The sequence below is a fragment of the Paraconexibacter antarcticus genome (genome assembly GCF_024220175.1).
GTDB classification, from domain to species: Bacteria; Actinomycetota; Thermoleophilia; order Solirubrobacterales; family Solirubrobacteraceae; genus Paraconexibacter; species Paraconexibacter antarcticus.
The window spans coordinates 3,052,366-3,066,108 of record NZ_CP098502.1; the positions used below are offsets into that span (position 1 = coordinate 3,052,366).

Genomic DNA, 13,743 nt, shown 5'->3' on the forward strand with positions numbered 1-13,743 from the left:
GCGACGCAGCCTACGGCGCGGCGACGGACCGTCCGATGCCTGCCCGGTATCGCTTGCGCATCCCGAGGGCACCCGGTCTAATCGACGTGTGGACCTGCGTCAGCTGCGCTACTTCGTGACGGTGGTGGACATGCGCGGAGTCCGCCCGGCGTCGCGGGAGCTGTACGTGACCCAGCCCGCGCTGTCGCGGGCGCTGCGGCAGCTCGAGGTCGAGCTCGGCGTGCGGCTGCTCACCCGCACCCCGCAGGGCGTCGATCCCACCGAGGCGGGCCTCGACTTCCTCGCGCACGCCCGCAGCATCCTCGCGAGCGCCGACGCGGCGACCGACGCGATGCGCGACCGTGCCCGCACGCGCCGCGGAATCCGCATCGGCGTCGTCGCTGGGATCCTCGGCGCCGGTGAGCTCACCGCGCCGATCATCCAGCGCTTCCGCGACCACGAGCCCGGTGTGGACCTCGCGCTCGAGGACCTCTCGTTCTGCGACCAGGTCGGCCCGCTGCTGGCGGGCCGGCTCGATGCGGCGCTCGTGCGCGGGCCGCTCGACCACCCCGACCTCGAGGTCGTGCCGCTCGCCAGCGAGCCGCGGATGCTGCTCGTGGGAGGTGGCCACGAGCTGGCGGGCGAGGCGGGCGTCGACGTCGAGGACGTCCTCGACCAGCCGACGCTGCGGATCGGCGCCCCGGATTCGTGGGCGTCCTTCTGGTACCTCGACGACGAGCGCGGCGCCGCGAACGCCCACGCCACCCTCCCGGTGACGACGACGATCGCGAACATGCAGCTGAACGTCGCCAGCAGCAACGCCGTCATCACCGTGCCGGCCGCCATGGCGCGGCTGGCGCCGAACCCGCTCGTGCGCTGCCTCGAGCTGCGCGGCGCACCGCCGTCGACGATCGGCGTCGCGCGCCGGCGCACCGACCGGCGGCCGGAGGTCGACGCCTTCATCGGGCACGCCGGGCGGGCGACGGAGGACCTCATCGGGCTGCTGCCCGGCGGCGCGCTCATCGGCTGAGCGCCGATGACCAATCGGCATCGGGTCCGCACGCCGGATCTGCGCATGATCGGCCGGTGAAGATCACCGCTGCCGTCGTCCGTGAAACCGGCGCCCCGTTCCAGCTCGAGGAGCTGGAGCTCGACGCCCCCCAGGCGGGGGAGGTGCTCGTCGCCATCCGCGCCGTCGGCGTCTGCCACACCGACATCGCGATCCAGAAGCAGTGGCTGCCGGTCCCGCTCCCACTCGTCCTCGGGCACGAGGGCGCCGGGATCGTCGAGGCCGTCGGCGACGGCGTCACGAAGGTCAGGGCCGGCGACAAGGTCGCGCTGAGCTTCGGCTCCTGTGGCGGCTGCCCGACCTGCAGCGCCGGCCGTCCGGCGTACTGCTTCGAGTTCTCCGCGCGCAACGTCAGCGGCGGCCGCCCGGACGGCACGAACGCACTGCACGACGTGAACGGCAACTTCTTCTCGCAGTCCTCGTTCGCCACCCACGCGATCGCGACCGAGCGCAACACGGTGAAGCTCCCGGACGACGCCGACCTCACGCTCGTCGGCCCGCTCGGCTGCGGGATCCAGACCGGCGCCGGCACCGTCCTGAACCGCCTGAAGCCCGCCGCGGGCCAGACGATCGCGATCTTCGGCGTCGGCGCCGTCGGCCTGTCCGCCGTCATGGGCGCGAAGGTCGCCGGCTGCGGCACGATCATCGCCGTCGACCTCGTCGACGCCCGCCTCGACCTCGCCAAGGAGCTCGGGGCCACCCACGTCGTCAACGCCGGTCAGGTCGACGACGTCGTCGCCGAGATCATGGGGATCACCCAGGTCGGCGTCGACTTCTCGGTGGAGACGACCGCGGTCGAGCGGGTCGCCGAGCAGGCCGTGAGCTGCCTGACGTTCCTCGGGACCGCCGCGATGCTCGGGCTCGGCCCGGCAGGCACGCGCGTGAACGTCGACATGACCGAGCTGCTCATCCCGGGCCGCACGATCACCGGCGTCGTCGAGGGCGACAGCGACCCCGACGTCTTCATCCCGCAGCTCGTCGCGCTGCACGCGGAGGGGAAGTTCCCCTACGACCGGCTCATCACGACCTACCCCTTCGCGGACATCAACCGCGCCGTCGAGGACGTCGAGTCCGGGGCCGCGACGAAGGCCGTCCTCGTCCTCGGCTGACCGGCCACCCCAGCCACCGCACCCACCCAGGAGAGATCACGATGGCATCGACCAGCGTCCGGCACCACACCATGTTCATCGGCGGCGAGGACGTCGACTCCGGCTCCGCCTACGAGATCCGCCACCCGGCGACCGACGAGCTCGTCTGCACGATGGCGAAGGGCACCGTCGCCGACGCGGACCGCGCGGTGGCGTCGGCCCGCGAGGCGTTCGAGTCCGGCGTGTGGTCGGGCAAGAGCCCGGCCGAGCGCCAGGAGATCATGCAGCGGATCGCCGCCCGCATCGGGACCGACCAGGACGAGTTCATCGCCGCCGAGATCTCCTGCAACGGCGCGACGGTCCGCCAGGCGGCCGGCTTCCACGTCGGCATGGCGGGGGTCCACTTCGACTACTTCGCGCAGCTCGCCGGCTCCTACGAGTTCGAGCGCACGATCGAGACCGACCCGGTGCCGACCGCGTCGACGAACACGATCCGGCGCGAGCCGGTCGGCGTCTGCGCCGCGATCGTCCCATGGAACTTCCCGCTCATCCTCGGCACCTGGAAGATCGGTCCGGCGCTGGCCGCCGGCAACTCGGTCGTCGTGAAGGTCGACGAGAAGACGCCGCTGTCGCTGCTGAAGCTCGCGCACGTGGCGCACGAGGAGGGCGTCCCCGCGGGCGTCTTCAACCTCGTCAGCGGCGACGGGCCGGAGGTCGGCGCGCGACTCGCCTCCCACCCCGACGTCGACAAGGTCGCGTTCACCGGGTCGACGGCGGTCGGCCGCGAGATCATGCGCCTGGCCTCCGGCACCGTGAAGAAGGTCACGCTCGAGCTCGGCGGCAAGGGCCCGTCGATCATCCTCGACGACGCCGACCTCGACTTCGCCGTGGACGGCGTCATCTTCGGCTGCATGCTCTTCTCCGGGCAGATGTGCGAGTCGGGCACCCGCCTGCTCGTCCCGGCCGAGCTGCACGACGACATCGTCGCCCGCCTCGTCGCCCGCGTGGCCGACCTCAACGTCGGCGACCCGAATGAGCTCGCCACCGACCTCGGGCCGGTCATCTCGCGGCGCCAGCGCGACCGCATCCTCGCCTACATCGACGGTGCCCGCGCCGAGGGCGCGACGATCGCCTGCGGCGGCGGCATCCCGGAGGGCGAGGAGTTCCAGCGCGGCCACTGGATCGCCCCGACCATCATCACTGACATCACGAACGACATGCCGATCGCCCGCGAGGAGGTCTTCGGGCCCGTGCTCTCCGTGCTGAGCTACTCGTCGCTCGACGAGGCCGTCGCGATCGCCAACGACACCGAGTACGGCCTCAGCGCCGGCGTGTGGTCACGTGACACCGACCGGGCGGCGGAGGTCGGCAGGCGGCTGCGCGCCGGCACGACGTGGGTCAACACGTGGCACGCCGTCGACCCGCGCCTGCCCTTCGGCGGCTACAAGCAGAGCGGCCTCGGCCGGGAGATCGGTCTCGGCGCGCTCGACGAGTACACCGAGGCCAAGCACCTGCACGTCGACCACACGACCGACCTCGGGCTCGCAACCTTCGCCCTCGTCCTGTCGACACCGCGACATGGCTGACGCCGCCGCCGCGTCATCGGCGCCCGCGTCCGTTCGCCTGCGGCGCCTGCCGGAGATGACGGTCGCGTTCTTCGCCGCCGCCGCGACCGACGCCGAGCTGAGCGAGCGGATGAGCTTCGCCGACACGGTCGTCCACGTCCACTTCACCGACCTGGACGGCGACGCCGCGGCCACCGTGTACCTCGACCGCGACCCGATCGGAGCCGAACTCGGCGCCGTCGGGGCGGCCGAGGTGCAGCTCTGGGCTCCCGCGGCGGCCTACCTCGATCTCTTCACGGGCCGGGAGGCGCTGCCGATCGCGATCCTTCGCGGGGCCGTGCAGTACAAGGGACCGGTGCGCAAGTTCCTCCGCGTCGTCCCGATCCTGCAGTCGTTCGACTTCGGGATGTTCCGGGACCCGACGGAGCCTCCGGCGGCGAGCGTCGCGTAGGCGTCACCCGCGGACCCGCGGACGCCGACTTCGACCACTCCGTCAGGACCACGAGCGCCGCCCGCGCGTCAGGGGTAGCGCTCGACCGGCAGGTCGCGGACGACGTCCGGGTCGTCCCGCGATCCGAACCACACGTCGACCTTCTCCGTGCGGCGGGTGGTGCCCATGCCGGTCGCCGCGACCAGCCGCCGCAGGTAGCGCAGCGGGCGTTCCGGCTCGATCGCCCGTTCGAAGACGAGGAGCCGTCCGACGAGGAAGAAGTCGACGCCCTCGATCTGCGGCACGCCCCCGACCGCCACGCGGACGATGCCGTCGACGTTCCGTGGCAAGCGGACGAGGGCCCTGGGGACGAGGTCGTGCTCGTTCACGGGTGCCGGACGGACGGCCGCGCCGCTGGCGGAGGAGAGGGACGGACCCCACGGGAAGCTGCGCCGGCGCGTCACGCCTCCAGGCTACGCGCGGAGTGGAGGCGCGTGTATGGGCTCTGCGGACGAACAGCGGCGCCGTCGTTTGGGGCCACGGCCCTCAGCGGCCCTCAGCGGCGCGGGGCCGGCACGCGCAGCGTCGGCTCCGGAGTTCCGCGGCTACCTCGAACGGACGCCGACGGGGGCGCTCACGCTCATCGACGTCATGAGCCGGCGCTTCCGCGACGCGAGCCGGTCGGCCCGCCGGGTGAGCCCGGCCCCCGGGCGGGCGGTCGCCTACGCGGTCTCGAGCGCCGGCGCGGCGGCCCCTGCCTGCTGCTGCTGGGGCCGGATGCGGCGCGGGAGCACCACCGCGGCGACGAGGAGCCCGATGACGAACAGGACCGCCGCGAAGGTGAAGGCCGTCGTGTAGCCGTGGACCTCGGCGGCGCCCGCGAGCCCAGGGGTCTTCGCATGGCTCGACGCGTAGCTCGAGGCGGCGTTCGCGAAGATCGTCGAGAGCACCGCGGTGCCGACGGCGCCGCCGACCTGCTGGCACGTGTTCACCATCGCCGAGGCGACGCCGGCCTCGTTCGTGGCGACCCCGAGCGTCGCCGTCGCGAAGGCCGGGGCGAAGATGCAGGGCATGCCGATGCCGATCATCAGGAGCCCGGGGAGGAGGTGGCCGGCGTAGGACGAGTCGGGCTGCAGGCGGCAGAAGAAGAGGAGCATCGACAGGGCGCCGAGCGTCATCCCCGTCAGGATGATCGGCCGCACGCCGACGCGGGGGAGGACCTTCGTCTGGATCGTCGGGGCGACGATGAAGATCATGAGCGTCATCGGCAGGAACCCGACGCCGGTCCGCAGCGGCGAGTAGCCGAGGTTCTGCTGCATGAAGAACGTGAGGAACAGGAAGACGCCGAAGACGCTCGAGCCGGCGATCATGATCGACGCGTACGCACCGCCGCGGGCGCGGTCCCACACGATGTGCAGCGGCAGGAGCGGCGCGGGGACGCGGCGCTGCGTGAGCACGAAGGCGACGAGCAGCACGACGCCGGCGCTCAGGGAGATGATCGTCGTCGCCGCCTGCCAGGCGTTCGTCTCCGCCTCGGAGAAGCCGTAGACGATCGCGAACAGCCCGGCGCAGGCGAGCACGACACCGGCCCAGTCGATGCGCGGGCGCTGCGCGGGACGCTCGTTCACGATGAGGCGCAGCGCGAGCAGCGCCGCCGGGACCGCGATGACGAGGTTGACGTAGAGGCACCACCGCCACGACAGGGCGTCCGTGAGCGCTCCGCCGAGGAGCAGGCCCACCGACGCGCCGGCCGTCGCGACCGCGGCGAAGATGCCGAACGCCTTCGGGCGGTCCGGCGAGCCGGCGAACGTGACCGTCAGGAGCGAGAGGGCCGACGGGGCGAGCAGCGCGCCGAAGGCCCCCTGCAGCGCCCGCGCGACGACGAGCACCCCGAAGGACGGGGCGAGGCCGCCGATCCCCGAGACGACCGAGAAGCCGATGAGGCCGCCGATGAACGTCCACTTGCGGCCGAAGAGATCGCCCATCTTGCCGCCGATGAGCAGCAGGCTGCCGAACGCCAACGCGTAGGCGGTGACGATCCACTGGCGGTTGTCGGTCGAGAAGCCGAGGTCGCGCTGCGCCGAGGGCAGCGCGATGTTCACGATGGTCGAGTCGAGGACGACCATGAGCTGGGCGACCCCGAGGAGCGCGAGGACGGCCCAGCGGTTCGGGGTGGCCGCGGGCGGCGAGGCGGAGGACATCCTCGGAGGGTACAAAGCGGAGGATGCCTCCACGCGGAATTCCTCAGGCGGGGCAGTCCGGGGCGACGCGGCCGTCGCTGCCGGTGTACACGTACGTGTCGGTGACGTACGCGCCGCGCCCGTTCCCGAGGTCGACGAGGTCCCACAGCCGGGAGGTCCCGAACTTCCCGGTCACCTGCTCGCCGCGTTTCTGGCAGACGATGCGCACCCGGTCCCCGCCGCGGTAGGAGCGGACGAGGGCGGCGCCTGTCCTCGCGCCCATGCGGGCCGCGACCGGCTCACCGCGGTCGGTCCGGACCGTGGCGGCGCGGCGCGCCTGGATGGGAGGCAGGACGACGCCCGCGGACGCGGGGTTCGGCGCCGGCGCGGGCGCTGGGGCGGGCGCCGTCGCCCGCTTGGGGCAGTTGTCGCTCCGGTGCGCGACGGCGTAGTCCTTGTGGCTGTACTCGGGCGCCACGACGCCGTGGAAGAGGGCCTGGGCGACCGCGCCCGACGCCGTCCGCTGCTCGTAGTGCAGGTGGGCGCTGAAGTGGTACTTGGCGCTCGTCTTGCCGACGTGGCCGATGAGCTGGCCGCGGCTCACGTGGTCGCCGACCTTCACGAGCCGGTCGCGGAGGTGCGCGTAGAACGTGTAGACCCCGCTCGGATGGCGGATCTCGATCGCGTTGCCGTAGCCGACGTTCGAGGCCTTGTCGTAGTAGAGCGACTTCGTCACGACGCCCGGCCCGGCCGCGACGACCTTCATCCCGAGGTCGCTGTCGCCGCCGCCGGGCCCGTTGAAGTCGATCGCGAGCGGCGGCTGGTGCCCCGTGTAGTACTTCCCGACGACGCCGGCGCCGCAGGCGAACGGCAGGCGCAGGTCGGACGCGGCCTGGGCCGGCCCGGCGGCCAGGCCGGTCGCGAGCGTGGCGAGGCCGGCGGTCAGGACGGAGCGACGCACGTCGGCACACCTTTCGGTCGGGATCGGGGGCACGCCCGGCCCGAGCATCCGGCGCCGCGTCGTGCCCGCAGTCAACCGCGTGGCACGGCCGGGGGACATGCCCGCCTCACGGACTTCTCACGCTTCGTGAGAACCGCATGTGAATGCGGCGCGGCCGGCGAAGCGTGCCTCCTGGAGCACCCGTGGCGTGCGTGGCGCGGCGAGCATCGCGCGGAGGCCGGCGCGGCGGGCGCTGCGTATGGTTCTGCGCACCGTGGCCGACACCCAGACCGATCCCAAGCTCCTCGTCTCCCTGCCGCGCAGCGGCGGCGAGACGTACCACGCCGCCCTCGGCGCCGGCCCCGGGGCGCCACCGGAGCACCTCCGCACGCCGCTCCCCGCCGGCACCCCGGCCGCCGACGCCGCGACGCTCCTGCGCGAGCCCGGCAGCCGCCTGCTCTCGCTCTACGCCGAGCTCCGCACCGATCCCGCGCCCGCGCCCGCGGATGCGATCGCTGTCGCCGCCGAGGCCGCGGACGCGCCGCTCGACGCGTTCCTCGCCGATCCGCGCGCCGCGGCCCTGACCGACAACGCGCTGGCCCGGCTCCTGCTCGCCGGCGATCCGCGCCTGCCGGAGGACGGCTTCATGCGGCAGGCGGACGCGGACGCCGTCGCGCGCGAGGCGATCGCGGCGCTCGACGCCTTCGGCTGCGTCGCCGTCCTCGAGCGGGGCGACGACGCGGCGGCCCGGCTCGGGGCGTTCTTCGGGGTGAGCCTCGAGGTCCGCCGCCCCGAGCCGCGCGAGGAGGTCCGCGACGGCAGCGTCCCCTTCCCGCCGTTCACCGCCGAGGCGTTCGCGCTGCTCTCCGAGCGCTGCGCGGCCGACGCGCAGATCTACGAGCACGTCGCGGCCGCCATCGCCGGGGGCGACGAGGCGGCGCGCGGCCTCTCCGAGATGGCGCTCGTCCAGCAACTCGTCCGGATCGGCGACCGCGGCGGCGTCCGCGCGGCACGCTCCGCCGAGGCCGGCCGGGCGACGGACACCGCCCGGGCCGCGGCCGAGGCGGCGGCCCGCCGGGAGGCGTCCGCCGCGGCGGCGGCCAGGTCCGAGGCCGAGTCGCTCCGCGCCGAGCGGGACCGCCTCGACGCCGAGGCCGCCGCCGCGCGCGCCGAGGCCGAGGCGGCCCGGGCCGAGGCCGAAGCGGCGCAGGCAGAGGCCGACGGGCTGCGCGCCGGCGACGAGGCCCGGGCGGGCCGCCAGAGCGCCGAGCTCGTCCGGCTCGGGACCTCGCACGCCGAGCTCGAGGTCGCGCACGCCGCGCTGCAGGACGAGCACGAGGCGCTCCGCGACGCCTACGAGGAGACGCGCGACCAGTTCGCCGCGCTGCAGTCCTCGGCGAGCTGGCTCGTCACCGCGCCGCTCCGCCTCGCCCAGCGCGGGCTCGGCGGCATCATCCGGCGCTGAGGCGGCGCGGCACCGGGCTGGTCAGCTCCGTCCCGCGCAGGGATGGATCGTGGACCGGCGCACGTACCGCCGCCCGCCGACGCGGGCCGTGATGACGACCCGCACCGCCCGGCGCGGCAGGCCGCGGAACGCGACGGTGAGGCGATGCCCGCGGACGGTCGCGGGGCGGCGCCGCCCGCCGACCGTGAGCCGGACCCGCGTCGCCCCTCGCGGCAGCGTGTACGTGACGCTCCGGCGGCTGCGGCACACGGTCGCGGCGGCCGCCGGGCAGGTCCCGCCGCCGGCCGGGAGCCCGGCGCGCAGCGGGAGGTCGCGCGAGGAGAACCCGACCTTCACCTGCACGCACCCGGGCGCCACCTGCCACGCGGCGGCGCGGGTGTCCCAGTACGAGAGCGCCCGCTCGTCGAGCGTGAACGTCACGGTCCGCCGGGCGCCGGGGGCGAGCAGCACCTTCCGCAGGCCCTTCAGCTGCGACGGCGGCTCGACGACACCGGGCCGCGGCTCGGGGAGGCCGAGGTAGAGCTGCGGGACGGCGTACCCCTTGCGGCTGCCGGTGTTGCGGACGACGACCGACACCGTCGCGCCCGAGGCCGTCGGCCGGACGCGCAGGCCGCTGAGCGCGCTCGTCGTGTACGAGAGGCCGAAGCCGAACGGGTAGGCCGGCGTCAGCCCCTTCGCGTCGTACCAGCGGTAGCCGATGAGGACGCCCTCGTCGTAGTGGACGTCGAGCGCCGGCGTCCCCGGGTAGCGGTCGCGGCTCACCGCCGTCGGCAGCTGACGCTCGCTGTCGGGGAGGTGATCGGCAGGCGCCCGCCCGGGTCCACGTCACCGAAGAGGACGCGGGCGAGGGCCGGCCCGCTGCGCGAGCCGCCGAACCACGCCTCGACGAGCGCGGCGGTGTCCCCCCGCCACGGCGTGAGGTCCGGGCCGCCGGACGCCAGGACGACGATCGTCCGCGGGTTCGCCGCCGTTATGCGGCGGATGAGCGTGTCCTGGTCGCCGTGCACCCGCGGGCACTCGAGCGTGAGGCACGTCCGGTCGGCGCCCTCCGTGTAGTAGTCGCCGGCGAAGACGATCGCCACGTCGGCCTGCCGGGCGGCCGCCACCGTCGCCGCGACGCTCGACCCGTCCGCGTAGCTCACGGCCACCGCCGAGCCGGCGCGCTCCCGGATGGCGGCGAGCGGGCTGGTGAACGAGAACGGCTTGATGTTCCCCGACCCGCCGCCGGTCGTGAACGTCGTGGCGGGCGCGCCGACGACGGCGATCCGCCGGAGCTTCGCCGCGTCGAGCGGGAGGACGTGGTCCTCGTTGCGCAGCAGGGTGATCGCCTGCTCCTCGATCCGCTGCGCGGTCTGCTCGTCGGCCGTCTTGTCGATCTGGGCGTCGTCGTCGCGGTAGGCGGGGCGGTCGATGAGGCCGAAGCGGAACCACGTCGCGAGCATCGCGCGGACGTGCTCGTCGAGGGTGTCCGTGCTCGCGAGCCCGCCGGCGAGCGCGGCGTCGACGAGCAGCGGCTGGTAGGCGATGGGCGGGAACGGCTCGAAGTCGAGGCCGTTGTTCAGCGACGCGATCGTGTTGTGCGCCGCCCCGTAGTCGGCGAGGACGTAACCGTCGAAGCCCCATTCGCGGCGGAGGATCTGCTGCAGGAGGTGGTCGTTCTCGCAGGCGTACTGGCCGTTGATCCGGTTGTAGGAGCACATGACGGTGCGACCCTGGCCTCGCGGACCGCGGCCTCGAAGTGGGGGAGGTAGATCTCGCGCAGCGTCCGCTCGTCGACGATGTCGTTGCTGAGCATCCGGTTGCCCTCGAGGCCGGCGCCGACCGGCGTCTGGCTCGTCACGAGGCCGGCGCTCGCGTCCACGCCCTCCTGGTTGTTCGCCGCGAAGTGCTTCACGTCGGCGATCACCCCGGTGCGCTGGGCGGCCTCGATCCACGGGACGACCATGCGGCTCTGCAGGAACGGGTCCTCGCCGTAGTTCTCGTAGGTCCGGCCGGCGAGCGGCACGCGGGCGATGTTCACCGCCGGCCCGAAGATGACGTCGTTGCCCTTGTCGCGCGCCTCGCTCGCGGCGACCCGGCCGTGCTCGCCCGCCAGCGCCGGGTCGAACGTCGCGGCGAGCGCGAGCGGGATCGGCAGCCCGGCGGAGCGCCCCTGCCGCGGCCCGACCGGACCGTCGCTGTAGAGCACCGTCGGCAGATCGAGCCGGGGGACCCCGAGCTGCGTCCCCGTGTGGGTGTGCTCGCCGCCGGCGATGTCGTCGCCGCCGAGCAGCGCGACCTTCTCCTCCCGCGTGAGCGCGGCGAGCAGCAGGCCGGCGCGGACCTGCGGCGTGAGCGTCGTGTCACACCACGGATGCGCGCCGCAGCGGCCCGCGGCGGCGGCGGGTCCGCGCCGACCGGCGCGCCCTGTACAACGCCCCCTCGTGGCCCACGGCGATCGCGACTCATCCCGGCGGCGGTTCCGGCGCCTGTGGGCGGCCTACGCCGTCAGCACCTTCGGGACCTGGGTCGCCTTCGACGCCTTCCCGCTCATCGCGATCCTCGTCCTCCACGCCGGCCCGGGCGCCGTCGCCGCCCTGGCCGCGGTCGGGCTCGCCGCGGGCGCCGTCGCGGCGCTCCCGCTCGGCCCGTGGATCGAGTTCCGCAGCAAGCGGGGCGTCATGGTCGCGATGGACCTCGTGCGGTTCTGCGCGCTCATGAGCGTCCCGGCGGCCTATGCGCTCGGCCGGCTGACGTTCGGCCAGCTCGTCGCCGTCTCGGTCCTCGTCAGCACCGCCGACATCGCGTTCAAGGCGGCGAGCGGCGCGTGCCTGAAGGGGCTGGTCGCCCCCGGGGACCTCCTCGCCGCGAGCGCGCGCCTCGAGTCGACGGCGTGGACCGCCACCGCGGTCGGCCCGCCGCTCGGCGGCGCCGCGATCGGCGTGCTGGGACCGATGACGACGGTCGTCGCGAACGGGGTGAGCTTCCTCCTCTCGGCCGCCGGGGTCCGCTCCATCGGCGGAGACGAGGCGATCCCCGCCCGGCCCGCGGACGCCCGGCGGATGCGTGCCGGCGACCTGCTCGCCGGGTGGCGCGTGATCCTCGGGCACCCGGCGCTGCGATCGCTGTTCCTCAACACCGTCCTCGTCAACGGCCTCATTCTCGCCAGTGCGCCGCTGCTCGCCGTGCTCATGCTCGGCCGGCTCGGGTTCGCCCCGTGGGAGTACGGCCTGGCGTTCGGCGCGCCGTGCGTCGGCGGGCTCGTCGGCTCGCGCCTCGCCGGGCGGTGCGTGGCCCGCTTCGGCCGCGACCGCGTGCTGCGGGCGGCCGGCACGCTCCGGGCCTGCTGGCCGCTCGGCCTGGCCTTCGTCCCCGCGGGGCCGGCGGGCCTCGCGCTCGTCCTCGTGCTGCAGTTCGGGCTCGTCACCTGCGTCGGCGTCTTCAACCCGGTGTTCGCCGCCTATCGCCTGGAGCAGACCCCGGCCGACCGGGTCGCGCGAACGCTGTCCGCCTGGTCGGTGACGAGCGGCTTGACCGTCGCGGGGCTGACCGCGATCTGGGGCCTCCTCGCCACCGTCGCGGGCCCGCGCGCGGCGATCGCGGCGGCGGGCGTCCTCCTGCTCGCGACCCCGCTGCTGCTGCCGCGACGACACGTGTTCGCGGACGACCGCCGCGCCGCGCCGGTGCCGGTGACGTGAGCGGGGTGTGGGCGGCAGCCCCGGGCCTCAGGCCCCGACGAGCTCCGCGAGCGCGGTGAGGTCGGCGACCGTGTGGGCGCCCGCGGGCGCGGTGCCCTCGAAGTCGCGCCGGACCCAGGCCGCCTGGAAGCCGGCGGCGAGCGCCCCGGCGACGTCGAGCTCGAGGTTGTCGCCCGCGTGGAGGATCTCGGCGGGCTCGAGCCCGAGGTGCTCGCTCGCCGCCGCGAACATCCGCGGGTCCGGCTTCGTCACGCCGACGTCGCCGGCGTTCACGAGGCCGACGAACCAGCGGGCGACGCCGGTGCGCTCGAGGTCCGCGTTGCCGTCGGTGAGGGCGAGCAGCGGGACGCGCGCCGCGAGGCGGTCGAGGGCGGCGGCGGCGTCCGGGTAGAGGCTCACGCGCTGGCGCGCGGCGAAGATGACCTCGAACGCCTCCTCCGCGAGCGCGGGGTCCTCGTCCGCGGCGGCGAGCGCGCGCCGCAGCACCTCGCGCCGTACGGCACCGAGGTCGTGGGCGATCTCGGGGTGCTCGCGGCGGATCGCCGCGAGCTCGGCGGCGAGCGTCTGCGGGTCATGCCGCACGCGGGTCCGCGGCGCGTGCTCGGCCAGCCAGGCGGTGAGCGCCTCCTGGATCTGCGCCGCGACCGGCGCGAACGGCCACAGCGTGTCGTCGAGGTCGAGCGTGACGGCGCGGATCTGCACGCGGCCATCATCGCGGAGCGGGGGCCGGCGGTGCCCGCCGGCTCGGACACCCGGGCGCCGCGTCATCTGCCGCGCGGCCCGCGTGCGGCCCCGGGCGGCCACGCCCGCGGCGCCGACCCCCGCGCGGTCAGGCGCCGGCGCGCCGGAGGGCGACCGCGACCCGCAGGTCCTGCACGGTGACGCCGGCGAGGACGCCGCAGAGCACGCGGCGGCGCGTGGTGTCGGGGCCGGGCGGCCGGCCGAGGAGGTAGGCGACGATGCCGACGTTCAGGGTCCCGCGAGCGACCATCCACGGCCACCGCCGCGGCCCGCGGACGAGACCCGGGACGAGCGCGAGGTCGGCGACGCCGATCGTCCGGAGCCCCGCGGTGTCGGTCAGGCCGACGGCCGCCCCGCATGCCTCGGGGGCCACCGCCAGCGCCCCGCCGAGCCCGGTGGTCAGCACCCCGACCCCGATCGCGGTCCGGCGGGCGGCGGCGGTGCTCGGCATGGCGCGATGCTACCGGCGGCAGCCGTATGTCGGCCGCGCCGCGAACTGCGCGCTTGCACGCAAATCGGCACCGCGCCGCTCTCGCACCGGTATGCTGACCGTGCTCCGCGCGTCCGGCCTGGCAGGACGGACGCACCCGCAGAGCACCGCGCCGGGGC

13 protein-coding genes and 1 pseudogene are annotated in these 13,743 nt (G+C 74.8%); 6 read left to right on the plus strand and 8 right to left on the minus strand.

Annotated elements, in window-relative coordinates; genetic code table 11:
* Positions 1-88 precede the first annotated feature (88 nt).
* From NBH00_RS14960 to NBH00_RS14975, 4 genes are read left to right on the plus strand one after another with little or no spacing between them, the layout of a single operon-like run.
* Positions 89-1,009, plus strand: a complete 921-nt coding sequence (locus NBH00_RS14960; protein WP_254569393.1) for a LysR family transcriptional regulator — start codon at positions 89-91, stop codon at positions 1,007-1,009.
* Positions 1,010-1,065: 56 nt separating this feature from the next.
* Entirely contained in the window at positions 1,066-2,157 is a 1,092-nt protein-coding gene (locus tag NBH00_RS14965; protein WP_254569394.1) for an NAD(P)-dependent alcohol dehydrogenase, read from the plus strand.
* Between the two features lie 41 nt (positions 2,158-2,198).
* Positions 2,199-3,722 (plus strand): aldehyde dehydrogenase family protein, encoded by a 1,524-nt coding sequence (locus NBH00_RS14970; RefSeq protein ID WP_254569395.1) that lies wholly within the window; start codon positions 2,199-2,201, stop codon positions 3,720-3,722.
* Positions 3,715-4,152: a hypothetical protein gene (locus tag NBH00_RS14975; protein WP_254569396.1), complete on the plus strand. Its 438-nt coding sequence runs from the start codon at positions 3,715-3,717 to the stop codon at positions 4,150-4,152. Before NBH00_RS14970 ends, NBH00_RS14975 begins: the two co-directional genes overlap by 8 nt.
* Positions 4,153-4,220: 68 nt before the next feature.
* On the opposite strand, the gene NBH00_RS14980 is transcribed toward NBH00_RS14975, so the two are convergent.
* The 3 genes from NBH00_RS14980 to NBH00_RS14990 form a co-directional block, all read right to left on the minus strand.
* On the minus strand, positions 4,221-4,595 hold the full coding sequence (locus NBH00_RS14980; protein WP_254569397.1) for a hypothetical protein: 375 nt from the start codon (positions 4,593-4,595) through the stop codon (positions 4,221-4,223).
* Between the two features lie 258 nt (positions 4,596-4,853).
* A complete protein-coding gene (locus NBH00_RS14985) occupies positions 4,854-6,332 on the minus strand; it encodes an MFS transporter (RefSeq protein ID WP_254569398.1) in 1,479 nt (492 codons plus the stop codon).
* Between the two features lie 43 nt (positions 6,333-6,375).
* Positions 6,376-7,371: a peptidoglycan DD-metalloendopeptidase family protein gene (locus NBH00_RS14990; protein WP_254569399.1), complete on the minus strand. Its 996-nt coding sequence runs from the start codon at positions 7,369-7,371 to the stop codon at positions 6,376-6,378.
* A gap of 154 nt (positions 7,372-7,525) precedes the next feature.
* Between NBH00_RS14990 and NBH00_RS14995 the strand changes: the two genes are divergently transcribed.
* Positions 7,526-8,716 (plus strand): hypothetical protein, encoded by a 1,191-nt coding sequence (locus tag NBH00_RS14995; RefSeq protein ID WP_254569400.1) that lies wholly within the window; start codon positions 7,526-7,528, stop codon positions 8,714-8,716.
* A gap of 21 nt (positions 8,717-8,737) precedes the next feature.
* Here the strand turns inward: NBH00_RS14995 and NBH00_RS15000 are convergent, their stop codons facing one another.
* From NBH00_RS15000 to NBH00_RS25280, 3 genes and pseudogenes are all read right to left on the minus strand, one after another.
* Positions 8,738-9,478, minus strand: a complete 741-nt coding sequence (locus NBH00_RS15000) for a fibronectin type III-like domain-contianing protein (RefSeq protein ID WP_254569401.1) — start codon at positions 9,476-9,478, stop codon at positions 8,738-8,740.
* Positions 9,475-10,416 (minus strand): glycoside hydrolase family 3 protein, encoded by a 942-nt coding sequence (locus NBH00_RS15005; protein WP_302182638.1) that lies wholly within the window; start codon positions 10,414-10,416, stop codon positions 9,475-9,477. Before NBH00_RS15005 ends, NBH00_RS15000 begins: the two co-directional genes overlap by 4 nt.
* Positions 10,417-10,550: 134 nt before the next feature.
* Positions 10,551-11,027 (minus strand): annotated as a pseudogene (locus NBH00_RS25280) (glycoside hydrolase family 3 N-terminal domain-containing protein); the annotation flags it as partial.
* A 112-nt stretch (positions 11,028-11,139) separates the two neighbouring features.
* On the opposite strand from NBH00_RS25280, the gene NBH00_RS15015 reads away from it, so the two are divergent.
* Positions 11,140-12,393, plus strand: coding sequence for an MFS transporter (locus NBH00_RS15015; protein WP_254569403.1), 1,254 nt, complete (start codon positions 11,140-11,142; stop codon positions 12,391-12,393).
* A 27-nt stretch (positions 12,394-12,420) separates the two neighbouring features.
* Here NBH00_RS15015 and NBH00_RS15020 read toward each other — a convergent pair whose 3' ends face one another.
* Together NBH00_RS15020 and NBH00_RS15025 are read right to left on the minus strand one after the other, a co-directional pair.
* Complete coding sequence (locus NBH00_RS15020; RefSeq protein ID WP_254569404.1) at positions 12,421-13,095, minus strand: HAD family hydrolase; 675 nt, start codon at positions 13,093-13,095, stop codon at positions 12,421-12,423.
* Between the two features lie 127 nt (positions 13,096-13,222).
* Positions 13,223-13,585, minus strand: a complete 363-nt coding sequence (locus NBH00_RS15025; protein WP_254569405.1) for a hypothetical protein — start codon at positions 13,583-13,585, stop codon at positions 13,223-13,225.
* Between the last annotated feature and the right edge of the window lie 158 nt (positions 13,586-13,743).

Bases quoted from the DNA above. Each gene is read 5' to 3' on its own strand.
- NBH00_RS14970 (WP_254569395.1), top strand. From the start codon at position 2,199: ATGGCATCGACCAGCGTCCGGCACCACACCATGTTCATCGGCGGCGAG.
- NBH00_RS14975 (WP_254569396.1), top strand. From the start codon at position 3,715: ATGGCTGACGCCGCCGCCGCGTCATCGGCGCCCGCGTCCGTTCGCCTG.
- NBH00_RS14985 (WP_254569398.1), bottom strand. From the start codon at position 6,332: ATGTCCTCCGCCTCGCCGCCCGCGGCCACCCCGAACCGCTGGGCCGTC.
- NBH00_RS14990 (WP_254569399.1), bottom strand. From the start codon at position 7,371: ATGTCCCCCGGCCGTGCCACGCGGTTGACTGCGGGCACGACGCGGCGC.
- NBH00_RS15005 (WP_302182638.1), bottom strand. From the start codon at position 10,416: ATGTGCTCCTACAACCGGATCAACGGCCAGTACGCCTGCGAGAACGAC.
- NBH00_RS15025 (WP_254569405.1), bottom strand. From the start codon at position 13,585: ATGCCGAGCACCGCCGCCGCCCGCCGGACCGCGATCGGGGTCGGGGTG.